General features: G+C 34.2%; 11 protein-coding genes. 5 read left to right on the plus strand and 6 right to left on the minus strand.

What is annotated here, in order from left to right:
* Positions 1–48: 48 nt before the first annotated feature.
* Complete coding sequence (locus AC1Q7L_RS19295) at positions 49–1,629, minus strand: tetratricopeptide repeat protein (protein ID WP_492329395.1); 1,581 nt, start codon at positions 1,627–1,629, stop codon at positions 49–51.
* A gap of 312 nt (positions 1,630–1,941) precedes the next feature.
* On the opposite strand from AC1Q7L_RS19295, the gene AC1Q7L_RS19300 reads away from it, so the two are divergent.
* Positions 1,942–3,102, plus strand: a complete 1,161-nt coding sequence (locus AC1Q7L_RS19300) for a thioredoxin family protein (protein ID WP_492307289.1) — start codon at positions 1,942–1,944, stop codon at positions 3,100–3,102.
* Positions 3,103–3,176: 74 nt separating this feature from the next.
* Here the strand turns inward: AC1Q7L_RS19300 and AC1Q7L_RS19305 are convergent, their stop codons facing one another.
* The 5 genes from AC1Q7L_RS19305 to AC1Q7L_RS19325 form a co-directional block, all read right to left on the minus strand.
* Entirely contained in the window at positions 3,177–3,893 is a 717-nt protein-coding gene (locus tag AC1Q7L_RS19305; protein WP_492307288.1) for a hypothetical protein, read from the minus strand.
* Between the two features lie 343 nt (positions 3,894–4,236).
* Complete coding sequence (locus tag AC1Q7L_RS19310) at positions 4,237–8,688, minus strand: tail fiber domain-containing protein (RefSeq protein ID WP_492307287.1); 4,452 nt, start codon at positions 8,686–8,688, stop codon at positions 4,237–4,239.
* A gap of 611 nt (positions 8,689–9,299) precedes the next feature.
* Positions 9,300–10,838, minus strand: a complete 1,539-nt coding sequence (locus tag AC1Q7L_RS19315; RefSeq protein WP_492307286.1) for a phage tail-like protein — start codon at positions 10,836–10,838, stop codon at positions 9,300–9,302.
* 738 nt (positions 10,839–11,576) lie between these two features.
* Positions 11,577–13,718 (minus strand): phage tail-like protein, encoded by a 2,142-nt coding sequence (locus tag AC1Q7L_RS19320; RefSeq protein ID WP_492307285.1) that lies wholly within the window; start codon positions 13,716–13,718, stop codon positions 11,577–11,579.
* 576 nt (positions 13,719–14,294) lie between these two features.
* Entirely contained in the window at positions 14,295–15,317 is a 1,023-nt protein-coding gene (locus AC1Q7L_RS19325) for a 3-oxoacyl-ACP synthase III family protein (RefSeq protein WP_410692582.1), read from the minus strand.
* 73 nt (positions 15,318–15,390) lie between these two features.
* Here AC1Q7L_RS19325 and AC1Q7L_RS19330 point away from each other — a divergent pair, with 73 nt between their 5' ends.
* The 4 genes from AC1Q7L_RS19330 (at position 15,391) to AC1Q7L_RS19345 (ending at position 20,315) form a co-directional block, all read left to right on the plus strand.
* Positions 15,391–16,290, plus strand: a complete 900-nt coding sequence (locus AC1Q7L_RS19330; RefSeq protein ID WP_410692581.1) for a magnesium transporter CorA family protein — start codon at positions 15,391–15,393, stop codon at positions 16,288–16,290.
* A 415-nt stretch (positions 16,291–16,705) separates the two neighbouring features.
* Positions 16,706–18,292 (plus strand): patatin-like phospholipase family protein, encoded by a 1,587-nt coding sequence (locus AC1Q7L_RS19335; RefSeq protein WP_492307284.1) that lies wholly within the window; start codon positions 16,706–16,708, stop codon positions 18,290–18,292.
* 43 nt (positions 18,293–18,335) lie between these two features.
* Positions 18,336–19,805 carry an FAD-binding protein gene (locus AC1Q7L_RS19340; RefSeq protein ID WP_492307283.1) on the plus strand — a complete coding sequence of 490 codons (1,470 nt, stop codon included), beginning with the start codon at positions 18,336–18,338 and terminating at the stop codon, positions 19,803–19,805.
* A 9-nt stretch (positions 19,806–19,814) separates the two neighbouring features.
* Positions 19,815–20,315 (plus strand): DUF2199 domain-containing protein, encoded by a 501-nt coding sequence (locus AC1Q7L_RS19345; protein ID WP_492307282.1) that lies wholly within the window; start codon positions 19,815–19,817, stop codon positions 20,313–20,315.
* Position 20,316: the final 1 nt, after the last annotated feature.

A 20,316-nucleotide genomic window follows, 5' to 3' on the forward strand; every position in this document is an offset into this window, starting at 1 on the left:
CTGTTTTCGGGAAAATAGAAAGAACCCATTCATATTCAATTCATATGTTTAATTATTTTCCTGAAAATGAACACTCTTATCTAATTGATTTTCAGCGTCAAGTAATTTAATATAAGCAGAAGGAGAAAAATCGGTAACCGCCTTAAAGATCGAAGCAAATTTACTGTGAGAAGAAAAACCGCACTCTTCTGCCAGAATACTGATCTTATATTGCCTGTATTTTTCGTCATTAATGAGCTTATCAATGATATAATTAATTCTCAATCTATTGATATATGATTTAAAGTCAGCGCTTTTATGCTGGTTGATCACATAAGAAAGATATTTTGTATTCGTATTAAGCTCTCCCGAAAGGAAGGGAAGAGACATGTTTTTGTTGTTGTATAAATTTCCTTTTTCAAAATCATTGAGAAGTTCCAGAAGCTTGGTTTCTGTTTCCGCCGTCATCAAAGATTCAGTGCGTTTTTTACCGGTTTCATTTTCTTTATCATCAAGTTCTTCAACAGAAATATTGGAAAAATCGACATTCTGAGATTCTTCTTTATCCTTTTCAGTGAATTTTTGCTGACTTCTAATGATACTTCTAAGTTTTGAGCGCTGTTTTTTCTGTTTTGATCTAAAAAAGATGAACAATCCGCCCAAAGCAATACACAAAATGACGATCGCAATGTTTTTCGCAATACTGATCTGAACATTTCTCTTACTTGATATTTCCGTATTTAGTTTTTCATTAGCAAACGCATTGTTTTTAGCATTAATCTGCTCATAGATCTTCACATATTTTACAGCGTATAATGAAGCTTTCTCGGCATCTTCTATTCCTTCATAATAATCATTAATATTAGCATAAACTCCTTTTCTGAGGTCTAACTGATGATTGTTTTCGGCAATTTTTTCAGCTTTGGTGAGATAAACTTCAGCTTCTTTCCATTGTTTTTGTTTTAAACGGATTCCGCCCAATCCATTATAGATCCATCCTAAAAGACATGATGGTTCTTTAAGCAAAACTTCGGCTTTTTTATAATAATTTTCGGCAAGATTATATTTATTCTGTTTAAAATAAACATCTCCCAGCAAACGGTAGGAAGCTGCGGTAACAACCTCCTCTCCTATTATTCCGACTTTTTCAAAAAAGTTTAATGAGATTTCAAGATATTTTACGGCATTTGAATAATTTCCAAGTTCCATTTCATAATGAGCCAATTCCTGGTTAAGAACTCCCTGTGTTTCGTTGTATCTTTTCGGATCCTGTATTTTTTTCGCTATTTCAAAACCTTTTATGATATATTTTTTTGACCTTTCATGAAGACCAACCAATCTGTATTGAAGGGCAAGAAATTCAGTGATACGGGAAGCAAGATCCGGATTGTTTACTTTAGCAACCATTACATCAGCATTTTCTGCATAACAGATTGCCTTTTTAAAATCACCTTTCTTTTGGTATAAATTGGCGGAAAGCATCAGGCTTTGGACTTTATGCAAAGGATCTTTGGAAGACTGGTAAATTGAATCTGCGGTTTTCAGCGCGCCCGATATATTGTTTTGAGATGTTTTTGCTAACGTTTCATCATTGATACAATCAATATTACTTTGAGCATATATTGGAGCCGTTGTGATTAAGAAAAACACAAGACTTTTCAGAATTTTGAGCATAAATTAATAAATTATTATTTGGATTTTATAATAATTCATCATTATCATGGTGTGTATTTTTAGTTTTTACAAAAGTAGCGATATTTTATTTTTTATTAAAACATTCTTAATGTTTAATTTTTTTAATTATAATTCATATTTAAATTAATTTTAGTAATAAGATATGAATAACAAATTCCTATTTTCAAAAGAATTATTATTTCTGAAGAAAAGTAGTGTAACTATTTTTTATCTATATCGACTCATGTGTTTACATAATTATTACATTTGTAACAATAAAAAGTATACATGAAAAAATTAGCAATACTGTCTTCCCTATTTATTGGGGTTCTTGCATTTGCGCAGGGAATTAAATTTGAAGATTCCAACTTCGCTACTATTTTAGCAAAAGCTAAGAAAGAAAAAAAAATTGTATTTGTTGACGCCTATACAACCTGGTGTGGTCCTTGTAAACTAATGGCGAAGAATATTTTCCCACTTCAAACGGTTGGAGATTATTATAATTCCCACTTTATCAATGCGAAAATTGATATGGAGAAAGGTGAAGGTATTGATATTGCAAAAAAATATGGTGTAAAAGCATTTCCAACGTATTTATTTATTGATGGAAACGGAGAGGAAGTACACAGAACTTTAGGATATGTAGAAGAAAAAGATTTTCTACAGTTTGCAAAAGATGCAGAAGATCCGAGCAAAAGATTGGGCGCTTTAAAGCAAAAATTCGAAAAAGGAGAAAAAGATCCTGAATTTCTAAAAAATCTTGCCGGACTTACACTTTACATAGACGCTCAGTTTGCAGGAAAAGTTTTGGAACGTTATTTCAAATCGAAACCTAGCTTGGATCAGGATGATATTCAAATGTTATTTTCAGGAATCCAGAATACGGAAAGTCCTTTATATAAAACCTTTGTGGAGAAAAAAGCAGATATCATCAAGATAATTCCTGAGAAAAATTATGATTTCTTTGACAAGAACATTAAGGTTGGTACCATTCTAAAAAAATCATACAACGCTGATACAAAAACCTGGAATGACGCTTATTTCTTAACCGAAACTCAGAAATTTTTGAGCAGAGAAGAATCTGAAAAAATCTTAAAAAAATCAAAAGCAACCAAAGCTTTAAGAGAAAAAGATATCGCAACGTATGAGAAATTAACTTTAGATCTTTACAAAGATTCTTCTACAGCAAATTATGACGAATTAAACTCTGCAGCATGGAATTTCTTTGAAAATGTAAACACAAAATCTTCTCTGGAAAAAGCGCTTGTTTGGGCTCAGGAATCTGTAAAGAAAAACGAAAATTATGCGAACACAGATACAGTAGCTAATCTTTACAACAAAGTTGGAGATAAAAACAATGCTAAAATTTGGGCAGAAAAAGCGATCGAACTTGCGAAAAGTAAGGGAGAAGATTTTTCTGACACCGAGAAATTATTAAACAGTCTGTAAACAGACCGGTTATATATTATAAAAAGACGAGCTAAATTGCTCGTCTTTTTTTATAAAGATGATGTATCTAATAATTAGTTATTATATACCAAAACCTGCATTTTGGTAAGCAAAGCTTCATTATCCCCATTATATCCAGTATAATTACTTGGATCATGATTCACCCTTTGATCACCAGACCAAGCCGAATATTGAACTTTAAAAGTATAAGTTCCTGCAGAAAGTGTTACTGCCTTTAAAAATGTTACAGGAGCAGGAACATTACTTAAGCCAGTTCCTGACGCTGGAGTACCGGATTCACCAGATGAAGTATATGCCGAAGATATTTTCGTTCCATTTTGCAGCAAACTAAATACACCTTGTGTACCAACACCACCTTGTACAACTGACCTAATTGCGTATCCTAGAATATTAAACAAAAAGGTTTGCGATCTACCTGTTGGTACTGTTAAGGTTATTGTAACTCCTGGTACATCAGCTGTTGTACCTTGAGGAATATTCAATGCTGTAGTGCCTTGTACATAATTTGCGGAGGAAACTGTTCCGCTTACTGTATTAAGTGTTTGCCAGCTTGGTGCACTTCCGGATCCATTAGAAGATAGAATCTGCCCTGCAGTACCAGCGCTCCCAGCTGTAGAACCATTACCTCCTACGTTTATTTCATTGGTAACCTGTAAAGAACCATTCACATGTAGAGTTTTTTGTGGAGTTTCCGTTTTTATTCCAACTTGAGCGTTTGCAAGTATAGCCATTGTTGTTAGCAATAGAATTGTTAAAATGTGTTTTGTCATCACTTAGTTGTTTAAAAGAATTGTGTTTAAAAATTTTAGGCAAAAAGAAGAAAAATTAGAATAAGCTCCAAAAAATCGATATACCATTTATATACTACTTTCCCATAAACAACTGAATTACAATTAATTAATTTTAAACGATATATTTCACTAAAAAATGACATTTTAATTAAAATTATTAATTTTAATTATGATATACATACTATATATTCTAACTAATTTTCGAATATTAGATTTATTTTTTTAATGCTAAATTATTTGATCTAAAAAAACACATAAAAAAACAAAAAGACAAATCAAATAATGATCTGTCTTTTTGTTTAAAATGATATAAAATTTGTTATTATTTAGCTTTTAAGGCCGAAACATCAGCTTGAAGTTCTTTTATCTTCTTGTTTTGTTCTTCAATAAGTTTTTGCTGCTCTTTAATGGCGTTAATCAAAGTATAAGTAAGTTCAGAAGAATCATATTGACGTTGATCACTAAAATCATCTGATTTTATTTTGGTAACCGTTGTTGGTAAAATTTTCTCAATTTCCTGTGCAATTACACCTGTATATGTTTTTCCGTCTTCACTATAACCACCTTTTCCGTTATATTGAAAGGTAACTGTATTAATTTTTAAAATTTCAGGAAGTCCTTTTGTGTAAGGATGCACATTTTTTTTCATTCTGCTATCGGAAAAAGTTCCCCAGCTACCACCACCTACTTTGTCGGCTGTACCATTAACACTTAAAAGAGAAGTAGGAGCACTGGTTCCAATTCCCATAAATCCTGTAGTAGTCATTCTCACACGCTCTGTATATGAAGCTCCAGGACTAGCGCTATTACCAATAAAAAAATCTTCTGTAGAAGCGGAACGCACACTACCTATTCCCCAGTTTGCACCCCCAGCTGTAGGCCCTGTATTAGAAAAACCTATAAGAGCAAAATTTCCCGTTGCTGCAGGAGAAATATTTCTTACAGTCATAATCGGAAATGAATTATTGCTTGCAGGCCCGTCAATTAATGTAAATCTATTATTAACAGCTGCCGTAGTTACAACATGAAATTTATTTTCCGGAACGGTAATTCCAATACCCACATTTCCTGTACTTTGTGTCTGCAAAACAATATTACCAATATTTTTAGCATTAAGATTAAGATCTGCATTAGCATTTGTTCCTATAGACTGAATACCAGACCATCCAATTCCCACTCCCTGAGTAAGATTATTAGCTAAAACCGAAGCTATCCCTTGAAATTGATTGGCATTTGTAGCATCTACTATGGTTAGTTTACTTGTAGGAGCTACACTTCCTATCCCTACTCTATTATTCGATGCATCTACAGAGAATGTAGTTCCATCAACAGAAAATGCATTCGTTGCAGTGCCATTAAATGCTAATGTATTAGTACCTTGAGTAACCGCTCTGTTTCCTGTAAGAGAACCATCTGCATTATAAATATTAAGATTAGCAGGAACATTTTGCCAGCTTGGTGCAGCTCCTGCCCCACCAGATACAAGCATCTGCCCTGACGTACCCGCACTTCCTGCTGTAGTGGCATTTCCTCCAACATTTAATTCATTGGTTACTTGTAATGCCCCTGCAACATGCAATTGTTTTTGTGGAGTTGTAGTTCCAACCCCCATATTACCATTAGGCATCATAGTAGCAACAGTGTTTAAGACCTGACCAGAATCACCATAAGTACCAACATTATTAGCTCCAACATTAAATTGCATACCATTTTCTGCCCCTGAAGCGTTAACAGAAGAGATACCGTTTGTTACATTAAACCAAATATTGTCCCAGCTACCACTGCCGATAGAGTTTTTCATTCCTAAAGTTGTACCTACTATGTCTAATTTTGCTACCGGCGCAACGGTTCCTATCCCTAGTCTATCATTAGCAGCGTCTATAGACAAGGTTGTACCATCTACAGAAAAAGCATTCGTTGCTGTTCCGGTAAAGGCTAAAGTATTAGCTCCCTGAGTAACAATTCTATTTCCTGTAAGCGTACCATCTGCATTGTATATGTTGACATTAGCGGCAGGTGTTTGCCAAGTAGGTGCAGCTCCCGCGCCTCCAGAAGTCAATATTTGTCCAGTAGTACCGGCAGAACCTGCAGTAGCCGCATTACCTCCTACATTTAATTCATTAGTTACCTGTAAAGCTCCTGTAACATGTAATGCTTTTTGTGGTGTTGTAGTTCCTATACCTACATTTCCATTAGAATGAACACGCATTTTTTCAGTTACAACAGCACCTCCAAGTCCTGTCCAGAAAGAGATAACTCCACTTGTAGCAGCGTCAGGTCCCCACGATAAAAGCCTTGTTTGTGGTGCTATAAGAGTTGCATAATCAAGACCTCCAGCTGAAGTTTTATTTAAAGCCGTTTGTCCATTAAATGCTACTGCACCTCCTCTTACATCTAATTTCTCAACCGGAGCAGTAGTTCCAACTCCTAACCTATCATTAGCAGCGTCTACTGAAAGGGTATTTCCGTCTACTGAAAATGCATTTGTTGCTGTTCCGTTAAAAGCTAACGTATTAGCATTCTGAGTAACCACTCTATTTCCTGTAAGCGTACCATCTGCATTGTAAATATTAACAGATGCCGGAGTCACAGGTGTCTGCCAGCTGGGAGCTACCCCAGGACCGGCTGAAGTAAGTATTTGCCCAGTTGTACCGGCAGAACCTGCTGTAGTTGCATTACCTCCTACGTTTAATTCATTTGTCAATTGCATATCTCCATTAATATGAAGCTTTTTCTGAGGAGTTGTAGTTCCAATACCTACATTACCACTAGGTAAAATATTAAAGAATTTTTGAAAGTTTCCACCGTTACTATATGCAATCTGAAAATTATTATCGATTGCTGTTGCACTGTTTTGCTGAGATCCTATTCCCCAACTAGCACCACCACTGGCATTAGAAGAGCTGAAACCAAGATAAGAAGTATTATTAGCAGCTAACGGAGAAGTATTTCTTAATACAACCAAAGGCACGTCTGTGGTACCTGCAGGTGCATCAATTAAATTAAACCTCCCGGCACTTGACACAGCACTTAGTACATGTAATCTAGCTTCTGGAGCTGATGTTCCTATTCCTAATCTATCATTGGCTGCATCCACAGACAATGTAGTTCCATCTACAGAAAAAGCATTCGTTGCTGTTCCGTTGAATGCTAAAGTATTAGCTCCCTGAGTAACAATTCTGTTTCCTGTAAGCGTACCATCTGCATTGTATATGTTGACATTAGCGGCAGGTGTTTGCCAAGTAGGTGCAGCTCCCGCGCCTCCAGAAGTCAATATTTGTCCAGTAGTACCGGCAGAACCTACAGTAGCCGCATTACCTCCTACATTTAATTCATTAGTTACCTGTAAAGCTCCTGTAACATGTAATGCTTTTTGAGGTGTTGTAGTTCCTATACCTACATTTCCATTAGAGTGAACACGCATTTTTTCAGTTACAACAGCACCTCCTAGTCCTGTCCAGAAAGAGATAACTCCACTTGTAGCAGCGTCAGGTCCCCACGATAAAAGTCTTGTTTGTGGCGCTATGAGAGTTGCATAATCAAGACCTCCAGCTGAAGTTTTATTTAAAGCCGTTTGTCCATTAAATGCTACTGCACCTCCTCTTACATCTAATTTCTCAACCGGAGCAGTAGTTCCAACTCCTAACCTATCATTAGCAGCGTCTACTGAAAGGGTATTTCCGTCTACTGAAAATGCATTTGTTGCTGTTCCGTTAAAAGCTAACGTATTAGCATTCTGAGTAACCACTCTATTTCCTGTAAGCGTACCATCTGCATTGTAAATATTAACAGATGCCGGAGTCACAGGTGTCTGCCAGCTGGGAGCTACCCCAGGACCGGCTGAAGTAAGTATTTGCCCAGTTGTACCGGCAGAACCTGCTGTAGTTGCATTACCTCCTACGTTTAATTCATTTGTCAATTGCATATCTCCATTAATATGAAGCTTTTTCTGAGGTGTTACAGTCCCAATACCTACATTACCACTAGGTAAGATATTGAAAAACTTCTGAAAAGAGCCTCCATTACTATAAGCAATCTGAAAATTATTATCAATTGCCGTTGCACTGTTTTGCTGAGATCCTATTCCCCAACTCGCTCCTCCACTGGCATTAGAAGAACTGAAACCAAGATAGGAAGTGTTATTGGCAGCTACTGGAGATGTATTTCTTAATACAACCAAAGGTACTTCTCCAACACTGGCAGGTGCATCAAATAAATTATACCTTCCTGCACTTGATGTAGCACTTACTACATGTAATTTAGTTTCCGGAGCTGCGGTTCCTAATCCTACTCTATTATTAGCCGCATCTACAGATAAAGTGGTTCCGTCCACAGAAAATGCATTTATCGAAGTTCCATTAAATGCTAATGTATTAGCCGCCTGAGTTACTGTTCTATTTCCCGTAAGAGAACCATCTGCATTGTAAATATTAACAGAAGCTGATGCAGGGGTCGTTAATTTGACCCAAACACCACCACTGAAAAAATAATACCCTGTAGCATCAATATTTACCGCGGTACCCAATTGCGCTCCCGTTGCAATACTGTTTACAAAAATTAATGTGGAGGTAGGTACCGACGCCATACTTTGCGCTCTTTGCCGATCTACCCTTGGAACTAATAGTCCATCAACATTAGAGGTAGTTCCCGTTGCATTTTTGGCAGTGATATCCATTGTAGATGTAGGTGTAGTAGTATTAACTCCTACCTGTGCATGTGCAGTTGAAAGAATACCAGATAATGCAAATAAAAGAGGAAGAGTTTGTTTTTTCATCACAATTTATTTTATTAGGTTATAAATATTTTATCATTACATAAAAATAAAAAAAAACACCATATAAATAAAAATATTTTATGCATAAAGAAAAGCAATTAAATATAAAACAATATATACGTTAAAAAATTATGAAATAATTATTTTAAAAACATTTAACATTTTTAAAGAAAAAAAAGATTATTTTGAAATACTTTTTTAAATAATGAAAATTTAAAGGATGTAAAACATTATAAAAGTTATTTTTTTTAACATATTTTAACCAAAATTTAACATTTTAAACTATGAGTGAAATTCTTAAAACAATACTTTTCATTGTTAATATTTTTTTGGATATTAATTAATTTAAATACCTAATTAAACATTTAAGCAAAAAATTTTTATCTACTAAAAACTACTCTTAAAATCAAAAAAAACGCTGAATTAAACTTTTTAAGCTTTTTTAATTTAATTACACTAACAAAAAATTAAGTCGTTTCTATATCTTGATCTCTATATAATAAAGAAAATATAACTAAAAAAATAAACCGAATAAAAATATTCGGTTTATTTGTTAATTAATCTAAAAGATCAAGTTATAGAAATACTTTATTAATAAAGTGATTCATTTTTTAGTTTAATCTAGTAATAACAGCTACGTACTGCATTGTAACATTTCCATTATTGGTTACATTAATAGTTGATGAATTAGGCATTGTTACCGTATAATTTAAAGCATTACCATCTGCTCCATCTTGGCAATTAGCTTTCCCTGTCCAAGTAACAACAGTAGAAGTTCGAGTAGGCTCACTGATTGTCGGAACCTTGCTTGTACCATTACTTAAAAGCCCATTTAACCCTCTAATCGCAAAATTATTGTTTGCTGCATATGTACTTACAAAAAATTCCATAACCGTATTATAAGCACAACCATCACCAACCGTTACTACAAATCTATATATACCACCATCCGTCAAACCATTAATCAATGTAGCAGTAGCACCACTTCCAACAACAACTGCTGAAGTAGAAGTTACACCCATATAAGTATTAGAAGCAGCTTTTACCAAATTACCGTTGGCATCAGAAAAAACAGGTGTAACAAGTGTTGATCCCGGAGCCACATTCATAGTCCTTACTCTCGCCGTACCTGAAACATCTAGTGTACTTGTAGGAGCTGTAGTTCCAACACCTAAGTTTCCACTACCAGTTAGTACCATTCCCGGTGCTTCTGCTGCGGTAGAAGCAGCATGGAACTGAAGAAGCCCGCCACTTATCCCTAAGCCATAAAAATCTGTACCAGCCGCATCGTTATAAACCGCCAATTTTTTTCCGGCAACATCCGTTACACTACTTCCTACGGAAGCTCCTAAATCTAATTTACTGTTTGGTGTTGTAGTACCAATCCCCACACTCCCTGTATTTGGTCTTATTGTAAATAGTTTATTGTAACTAGCACCACCACTGTATAATATATGAAAGTTACTGTCAGTAGCACTCGTACTATTCTGAATAGAACCTATTCCCCAAGTTGCTCCACCTCCGTTATAAGAGTTAAATCCCATATATGCTGTATTATTAACAGCTACAGGAGATGTATTAAGTATACGCAGCTGAGTAGCTTCTGATGTGCCGATTGCCTGTGCAACATCTAATTTTACACCTGGAGAAGTAGTTCCAACCCCGACTTTATCATTAGCAGCATCTACCGATAAAGTAGATCCGTCAACAGAAAAAGCATTAGCTGCAGTTCCGTTAAATGCTAAAGTATTTGCTCCCTGAGTTACAACTCTATTTCCCGTAAGAGAACCGTCAGAATTATAGATATTAACACTTGAACCTGTTCCTGTTCCCAACTTTACCCAAGCAGTACCATTAAAAGAGTAATGACCTACAGCATCAATATTTACTGCGGTACCTGTTTGTGTTCCTGTAGCAATACTGTTTACAAAAATTAATGTAGAAGTAGGAACTCCTGTCATATTTTGTGCTCTTTCTCTATCTACTCTTGGAACTAAAAGTCCATCTACATCTTTTGACGTACCTGTGGCATTTTTTGCGGTAATATCTAATGTGGATGAAGGAGAAGCCACATTAATACCAACCTGCGCGTTTACGTTAATTGAATATGCTGAAGCAGCAAATACAATAGATAATACTATTTTTTTCATTTCTAAATTGTTGCGTGTTTTATTTATGCCACAAAGAGAATGAAAAAGATAACTTATCTCCAAAAAAGTAGTACACCATTGATATACCATTTTTCAAAATGTTAAAAATCAACATTTTACAATTTTAAATTACAGATAAATTATAGAAAGTAGTATATAAATGGTATATGAAAAACATGTCCTAATTATGTGAATAAAACTAATATTGTCATTAATTTCATGATTTTATTCGTCTTGATATTGAAATCATGAAAAAAAATCCATTAAATTATATCTCTTGATAGAGATATGAAAACTCAACTTGTCTTATAATTATTAAAATAAACCAAATAAGATATAATTTGAAATAATATTTTATTTACAACCTTATATAAAGGATATAAATCAACTAAAAACATTTATTTAATGAAAATAAAGACTCAAATAATTTTCATATTCTATTAGAAATTGAGATTTTGCATTTTTATAACATCACAAAATTCTTTTTATATTTATTTTATTTCAAAGAAAAGCAGCCTATTTAAAATAAAATTTATTTAATAATTATTTTACTATTATAAAAACAAAAAAAGTGGACATTTCTGTCCACTCATTTCTATTTCCTTCATTATAATTTAAGATTAAATAAAATAATTTAAAAATGATTTTATATTTATTTTAATAATCGATAGTTTAGGTTATTATATTTAGTGAAAATACAATACTTATACTTTAAATTATTCTTTTAAAAGAAACAATTTATTTAACACGTTTTAGAGTAAATAATGTAATTGGAACTGTTGGGCTACCAGGAAGAGTTTCAGTTCCTCTTATCGCAAGAGTTCCGAAAGATCCTGTAGTGTTTCTAAGCGCAACAAAACTGTATGTATTTCCTGCAACTAAATTTAGTATTCCAATATAATTTAGATTTTGCACATCTCCATTATTTAATCCCTGAATGGTTTCAAGTGCATATCCAACCCAATTATTAGATGAGTCTACAACTCCATATCGGAAATTCCCTACAGAAGTTCCACTTGTACTTTGCACAGAAAAATTCATTGTAACCATATATGATCCAGTGGTTTCTACTGTAAACTGATTGGTAGTTGCAGAACTTGTAAATCTATTTTTATTGTCAATAATTTCATCTGTTATTTGAGGAATTTTTGTAACAGTACCTACAGGCATAGTCCAGTCAGCTACCATTCTTGCAGTAAATTCCTGTGCTACAGCAAGCTGTCCTCCAACAGCAATTACCGATCCTACATCACTAGGTGCAACAAAAGAATTTTCACTTTGCCAAGAAGGTGCAGCACCAGCACCATTAGATTTAAGAATCTGCCCAGCTGTTCCTGCACTTCCTGCTGTTGTAGCATTTCCACCTACGTTTAGTTCATTAGTTATCTGTAAACCTCCATTAACGTGCAATTGTTTCTGTGGAGTAGAAGTACCAACTCCAATTAATCCAGCAGAAGTAATTCTCATACGTTCCAGATAATTACTACCTAAAGAGTTTCCAAAGTAGAAATCTTCATCTGTTGCTGTACGCACACTTCCTATTCCCCAGTTAGCCCCCCCAGAAGTAGTTCCGCTATTTGTAAAACCTAAAAGAGCAAAATTTCCTGTAGCCATCGGAGAGGTATTTCTTAATGCCATAATTACTGTACTTGCAGTACCATTAGGTGCATCAACTAATGAATATCTATTGGAAATAGGTGTTGTACTTGCTACATGAAATTTATTTTCAGGAGCTGCTGTTCCAATTCCAACTCTATCATTAGCTGCATCTACTGATAATGTCGTACCATCTACCGAAAAAGCATTTGTTGCTGTTCCGTGAAAAGCCAAAGTATTGGCATTCTGAGTAACTACTCTATTTCCTGTAAGTGTTCCATCTGCGTTGTAAATATTAACAGATGCCGGAGTCACAGGTGTCTGCCAGCTGGGAGCTACTCCAGGCCCGGCTGAAGTAAGTATTTGCCCCGTTGTACCGGCAGAACCGGCAGTAGTCGCATTACCTCCCACATTTAATTCATTTGTCAATTGCATATCTCCATTAATATGAAGCTTTTTCTGTGGAGTTATAGTTCCAATACCGGTATTACCACTAGGTAAAATATTAAAGAATTTTTGAAAGTTTCCACCGTTACTGTATGCAATCTGAAAATTATTATCGATTGCTGTTGCACTGTTTTGCTGAGATCCTATTCCCCAACTCGCACCACCACTCCCGTTAGAAGGACTAAAACCAAGATAAGAAGTATTATTAGCAGCCACAGGAGATGTATTTCTTAATACAACCAAAGGTACTTCTCCAACACTAGCAGGCGCATCAAATAAATTATACCTTCCTGCACTTGATGTAGCACTTACTACATGTAATTTATTTTCTGGCGTAGCTGTTCCAACTCCAAGTCTGTCATTAGCCGCATCTACAGACAATGTGCTTCCGTCTACTGAAAAAGCATTTGTTGCTGTTCCATTGAAAGCTAAGGTATTGGCTCCCTGTGTAACCACTCTATTTCCAGTAAGGCTACCATCTGTATTATAAATATTAACAGATGGAGTTGCTCCTGTGCTTAGTTTTATCCAAGCAGTACCATTATAGTAGTAATAACCAGTGGCATCTATATTTACCGCTGTACCGGCTTGTGTACCTGTAGCAATACTGTTAACAAAAATCAGTGTAGATGTGGGAACAGATGCCATATTCTGAGCTCTTTCTCTATCTACTCTCGGAACTAAAAGTCCATCTACATTTTTTGATGTACCTGTAGCATTTTTTGCTGTGATGTCTAATGTAGATGTGGGAGAAGCTACATTAATACCAACTTGCGCGTTTACATTAAGTGAATATGCCGAAGCAGCAAATACAATTGATAATACTATTTTTTTCATTTCTAAATTGTTGTGTGTTTTACTTACATGGCAAAGAGAAGAAAAAAAACACACCACTTCCAAGAAAGCAATACACCATCAATATACCATTTTTAAAATAACTAATAATCAAAACGTTACTGTATTTAAAAATGAAAAAATGATAGATAGTAGTATACAAATAGTATATAAAAAACATATCATAATAAAGTGAATAAAACTAGTATTAGAGTTATTTTGATAATTTTATTCGTGCCAATCTAAATTTTATTAAAAAATATTCACTAAATTATATCTCTTAATGGAGAGATGCAAGATCATTCTAGTCTAAACTTATTAAAATAAATAGAATGAAATTCAATTCGAAAAAATAACAACATAAAGAAAAACACTACCATATAAAATTTTTAAAACACATTTAATTAATGAAAATATTATCATACAAATATTCGTATTTTAATTAATCAGATCTTTATATTATTAAAAACTTCTTTGTTATTATTTATTTATATGTTCAAAAAATTAAATTAACATCGATTTTCAACATAAAAAAAGTGGACATTTCTGCCCACTTTAATTTATTATTTGATTGAAATTTTAATATTCAAATAAAATACTTCCCCAAGTGAATCCACTTCCGAAAGCTGAAAGAAGAACCAAATCTCCTCTTTTGATTTTACCTAACTCAATCGCTTCACTTAAAGCAATTGGAATAGATGCTGCCGTAGTATTTCCGTATTTCTGGATGTTATTGTGAATTTTTTCATCCGGCAATCCGAATTTCTGTTGTACAAACTGAGCAATTCTTAAATTCGCCTGATGCGGAATAAACATATCAAGATCTTCAATCGTTTTTCCTGCTTTATCTAAAGCTTCCTGCATCGTTTCAGGAAATCTTGTTACTGCATGCTTGAATACGAAATTACCGTTCATAATCGGATATACTTCTTTATTCGTCACATTTTCAGGCTCTTTTCTCATTCTGTCGCTCCATCCGTATTTAGAACCTGGGAACTGAGTACATAATTCGTCTGCATATTTTCCTTCAGAATGCATATTCATCGCTAAAATATCACCTGCATTGGCATCTTCACTTGCAGAAAGTACAACCGCACCAGCTCCATCTCCGAAAATTACAGAAACACCTCTTCCTTCATCAGAAAAATCTAATCCGAAAGAATGGATTTCAGCACCTACAACCAAGATATTTTTATACGTTCCAGATTTAATAAAAGCATTGGCAACACTCATCGCATACACAAATCCTGAACATTGGTTTCTAACATCCAAAGCACCAATTGTATCACAACCTAACATATCCTGAAGCAAAACTCCACATCCCGGAAAATAATAATCCGGAGAAAGTGTTGCAAAAATGATATAGTCAATGTCTTTTGCTGTTAATCCTGCTTTTTCAAGTGCTTTTTCAGAAGCTTTAAAACCTAAATAAGCCGTAGTTTCCTGAGAATCATTTCTGTTTTTACGGTGTCTTCTTTCTTTAATACCCGTTCTTTCCGTGATCCATTCATCATTTGTGGTCATTAATTTAGCTAGATCATCATTCGTTACAACATTATCCGGTACATAAAATCCGATCCCTTTTATTGTACTTTTAATCATATAGTTTTTTAATTTTGGTAAAGATAAAACTTATTTAACACATAGTTTTTCAAAATATTAGTATTTTTACTTTATGCCAATTGATACGATTTACAGAGACTCCCAGTGCGAATGGGTAGATGTAGAAGCTCCCACAGCGGAAGACATGAAATTTCTTCATGAAAGATATGAGATCAATAATCTCCTTTTGGAAGATACCTTAGACCCTAATCATTTACCAAAATATGAAGAGGACGGAAACGTGAAGTTTTTCCTGTTCCGTGAAAGCACCGAGCTGGAAAGAAAAAACCTCAACACGATCAGTGATATCAGCACCAAAATTGGTGTTTTTCTTTTGGGTAATACCATTATTACCGTCCACAGGATGAAAACCAAAAGCATCAATGAAACAAAAAAGCAGCTTTCTTGCTCAACAACTGAAACAACTACGCAGAATATTGCTTTAAAGATCGCTTTATTGATGATGAAAAGTTTCGATGATGAGTCTGTAAGCTTAATGGAAACAATGGATAATATTGAGAATGAGATCTTTCTTAAAAATACAAATCACACCAATCAGATTCGTAGATTATACAAGCTGAAAAGAAAATCGGGATTAAATTCCAGAGTATTAACGATTTCTACAGATGCGATTGATAAATTTAAGCTCTTAGGATTACAGGATTCTGAGGTTGTCGATTTAAAGGATAAACATAAAGATGTTGTGGCGGATTTTGATCATTTAAACATACAAATCACCAACTTAATCGGGATGTTTTTAGCCCTTTCCGACCAAAAAGCGAATCAGGTAATGAAAGTTTTGGCGATTTATTCGGTTTATTTTTTACCAATTACCTTTATTGCAGGGGTTTATGGGATGAATTTCGATAATATGCCGGAACTGCATACAAAACACGGGTATTTTTATACTTTAGGTTTAATGGCTTTAATTGTGATCTGCACCTTTATATATGCAAGAAGAAAACAGTGGTAAAATCACTTAAGGATTAGGGTGAAAATACGTATGTTTTTAAGATTGATTTTAATTAATTTTACTGTATAGAACTGATGATTATGCTGTTGCTTGAAGTTGGGTAAACGCTAAGGCGCAAAGCTGATTGAATATGTTGTTTTTAAGGCGCAAGGATTTTATCTTCGATAAAATTGATTGTGTTATAATTGAACGTAGACTTTGTCATTCCGGAGGAATCTATACATGGTAATTAAACTTAATAATTTAGATTACTCCGGAATGACAAAAAAGGTTTTAAATAATTCATGTAAAACGAAAATCTTTGATTTTCTTGCGCCTTAAAAACACGCACAAAGTAAAAAACTTTGCGCCTTTGCGTATACCAACATTAAGCAAAAAAAATTAAGCATCAAGCAAAAAAAAACTAAAAACCACCATGAAAACCGAAATTCTTAACAAAATTCTTGATGAAAATGTACTTTCTCAGGAATCGAAAGACAAGCTCTCAGCTTTGCATGAAAATATTTCGTCCAAGGAATTTTCTGATCTTCTGGATGCTCACGGAAATCAATATGTAGAATTTGTGCAGGAAGGCGGTGGCGTTTGGGGAAGCGCATTGGTAGGCTATCTGTATGGTTTGGAAATCTTCGGCATTCGTTTTCTAAAAATTGCGGGAACGAGTGCCGGAGCCATCAATACGATGTTGATTGCAGCGTGCAGGACTAAAGAAGAAGCCAAAAGTGAGGTGATAAGAGAAATCCTTTTCAATTGGAATTTTGCCGATTTTATGGATGGGAAAACGTATGTAAAAACCACCATTCATGCGATGCTGAATAACAAGAATTTTCTGAAAATAAATGCCATTATTGCGGCTGTGCTCATGATTATTCTGGTGATTATTCCGTTTGCGCTTTCTTCGGAAACTACCCTGAATGCAAAACTGCTTTTCCTTGTTCCGCTTATTCCGATTATCATTGCGTTTTTTTGTATTAAAAAGTTTTATAATGATTTCAGGAAACAAAACAGCGGACTCAATCCCGGAAAGGTTTTCCTAGATCAAATGACCGATGTGATGAACGGATTCGGGATAAAAACTGTTGCCGAACTTAATGATAAATTCGTCCAAAAGGAACGCCAGCTTAACCTTAACTATCGCTATGGAAATGAACAGGAATATTATGCCATCGCTCTGAACAGTATTGAAGAAATTAAGGTTAATAATTTAGAACATATCGACCAGACACGTTACAGAATATTCTACGAAAGTGCCGTTAACAATGATTATTATAAAAACAATCCATTCTATTTATTAAAATCAGAATACATTGTTATTACCACCGATATTAATGCTAAAATTAAGGTTGAACTTCCCACGATGGCCAATTTATACTGGTCTGAGGAGGAAATGAAACGCATCAGTCCAGCCGAGTTTGTACGCGCTTCGATGTCAGTTCCTTTCTTTTTTGAACCTTTCCAAAAGAGAATTGATAAAGATGATGATTCTGTGAAATATGCCTGGAAATTCTGGATGAACACCAAGCCTGAAGACATCTACCCTTCCGGGGTTTTTATTGATGGCGGAAGTATTTCTAATTTCCCGATCGATCTTTTTCATTCGAGTGATGTTTTTTATCCGAGGATGCCTTTGTTTGGGGTACAGCTCACCAGCGACTCCGATATTCTGTCCGAAAAAGGGAAAACCAGCGAACAAATCCTGAAAACACCTTTCTCATTTGCAGGAAATATCCTCAGTACTTTAAAAGGTTTTAATGATAAATCTTTCCTTACGAAACATACTTTTTACCATTCTTTCAGCATTCAAACCGTGAATTGCGGGGAAAGCAGCTGGCTGAATTTCTTCATGAAAAGAGAGGAAAAAGAAGACCTTTTCAACAGAGGTTTTGTGGCTGCGCTGGATTTCCTCAATCAATTCGACTGGGAAAAATACAAATGCGAAAGAATGATGCTTTCTATGAAGGAGAAAAAAATCTTGAAGGAGGAGGATACAAAGACGGTGGGGTAAGGAAATTTGAGTATTTTTAACTCTTAATTATTTTGTAAAATAAATGAAGAAAAGATATTTTTTTATTCTGGGAATTTTAATGATTTTAATTTTCATTTCAATTCCTATTATTCATGTTTTCAAAACTAAATGGGGAGAATCTGAAAATAAAATTACTATTCCAAACGGGTATACTAATGATGCTAGCCAGTTAAATTTAACTAAAATAGATACCTTAATAAAAGTTCCGGAAACTAAACCTGAAATAGAAAAACAGCTTCGCCAAATATTAAAATATGCAAAGGAAAAGAATTTAAAAATTTCAATTGCAGGTGCACAACACAGTATGGGAGGGCATTCTATTTATCCGAACGGAATTCTTCTCAATATGCTTCCTTACAAACAAATGGAGCTGGATACAAAAAATAATATTCTTACTATCGGTTCGGGTGCACTTTGGGAAAATGCTATCAAATATCTCGACAAGCACGGAAAATCAATTGCTGTGATGCAGGCTTTTAGTTCATTTTCAGTAGGTGGTTCTATGAGTGTAAATGGACATGGCTGGCAAAAAGATTCGCCTCCAATTTCTTCAAGTGTACTCTCATTTACTTTAATGAAAGAGAATGGAGAAGTGATTAATTGCAGTAGAAATGAAAATCCTGAACTTTTCAAATTAGTGATTGGAGGATATGGGCTTTTCGGAATCATTCTCGATGTCAAGTTAAAAGTAGTTGATAATCTTGCTTTACAATATAAATACATTCGTTTAAGTTCAGACAATTATGTTGATTATTATAAGAAATTCATTTCAGATAATCCGAATGTGAACTTAGTTTTTGGCAGATTAAAAATATCTAATAAACGTTTTCTGGAAGATGCAACGATTAATTATTTTGAAAAAACAGATGAAAAACCGTTATCACTTCCTGCACAAGATGCAAAAAATGAAGAAACAAAACGTCTAGTTTTTAGAAGTACTGTGAACAGCGAATATGGAAAAAGACTTCGTTGGGATTTGGAAACAGGAATGAACAGAGTTACAAAAAATGCTGTTTATTCGAGAAATGAATTATTGAACGACCATGTTTCCCTAATAGAAAATAAAGATCCAAATTCTACAGATCTGTTGCAGGAATATTTTATTCCAGCACGAAATTTTAACCAATTTATAGAAGATATAAAACCTATTTTAAAATTTTCTCAAATTGACTTACTCAACATCACCATTCGAGCTGTAAATAAAGATGAAGATAGCTATATGAACTATGCAAAGGAAGATGTCTTTGGCTTTGTTTTTTTGTTTAATCAAAAGAAAACAGATCAGCAAGAACATAAAATGAAAATTCTTACCAATAAATTAGTTGATGAAGCTCTTAAGAATGAAGGAACTTTTTATCTACCTTATCGACTTCACATAGACCGAGTAAAGATGAGAAAAGTTTATCCTCAAACTGATTCGTTTTTTCAACTCAAAAAGAAATATGATCCTAAAGAAATCTTTGAGAATAAGTTTTATCTCCATTATAAATAAAAAAATCTAATGACGAAATACATCTGCCAATGCTGCGGCAAAGAAAAAGAAGATTGGCCTGCAATAGCTTATTCTGCTCCATATCCATATTTCCAATTGTCTGAAGAAGAATTGGAGAATTCTGAATTAACTTCAGATTTATGTATCATAAAATATTCTGATGAAACGTGCTACTTTATCCGAGCAGTTCTTGTACAGGAAGTGAATGACAGTTGCCAAGATCTTGAATATGGAATTTGGGTTTCATTAAGTGAGAAAAGCTTTAATGAATATGTTGAAAATTATGACAATAAAGATTTCGAAGGAGGATATTTCGGATGGCTTTCCAACTATCTTCCTAATTATGAATTTGAAAAAAGTATTCCTACCGATGTATTTGTGAATAATAAAATAGGAAGACCTTTTATTCATCCTCATGAAAGTTTTGAACATTCTTTTGTTGAAGATTTTTATAATGGAATTTCAAAAGAGGAAGCAGAGAGAAGGATTAATAAAATTCTAAAAAACTAAT

The organism is Chryseobacterium sp. GW823-FHT05E08 (assembly GCF_058795655.1).

Excerpts from the sequence above, each read along its gene's own strand:
- AC1Q7L_RS19345 (WP_492307282.1), top strand. The coding sequence starts at position 19,815 with ATGACGAAATACATCTGCCAATGCTGCGGCAAAGAAAAAGAAGATTGG.
- AC1Q7L_RS19340 (WP_492307283.1), top strand. The coding sequence starts at position 18,336 with ATGAAGAAAAGATATTTTTTTATTCTGGGAATTTTAATGATTTTAATT.
- AC1Q7L_RS19335 (WP_492307284.1), top strand. The coding sequence starts at position 16,706 with ATGAAAACCGAAATTCTTAACAAAATTCTTGATGAAAATGTACTTTCT.
- AC1Q7L_RS19325 (WP_410692582.1), bottom strand. The coding sequence starts at position 15,317 with ATGATTAAAAGTACAATAAAAGGGATCGGATTTTATGTACCGGATAAT.
- AC1Q7L_RS19310 (WP_492307287.1), bottom strand. The coding sequence starts at position 8,688 with ATGAAAAAACAAACTCTTCCTCTTTTATTTGCATTATCTGGTATTCTT.
- AC1Q7L_RS19300 (WP_492307289.1), top strand. The coding sequence starts at position 1,942 with ATGAAAAAATTAGCAATACTGTCTTCCCTATTTATTGGGGTTCTTGCA.
- AC1Q7L_RS19320 (WP_492307285.1), bottom strand. The coding sequence starts at position 13,718 with ATGAAAAAAATAGTATTATCAATTGTATTTGCTGCTTCGGCATATTCA.
- AC1Q7L_RS19315 (WP_492307286.1), bottom strand. The coding sequence starts at position 10,838 with ATGAAAAAAATAGTATTATCTATTGTATTTGCTGCTTCAGCATATTCA.
- AC1Q7L_RS19305 (WP_492307288.1), bottom strand. The coding sequence starts at position 3,893 with ATGACAAAACACATTTTAACAATTCTATTGCTAACAACAATGGCTATA.
- AC1Q7L_RS19330 (WP_410692581.1), top strand. The coding sequence starts at position 15,391 with ATGCCAATTGATACGATTTACAGAGACTCCCAGTGCGAATGGGTAGAT.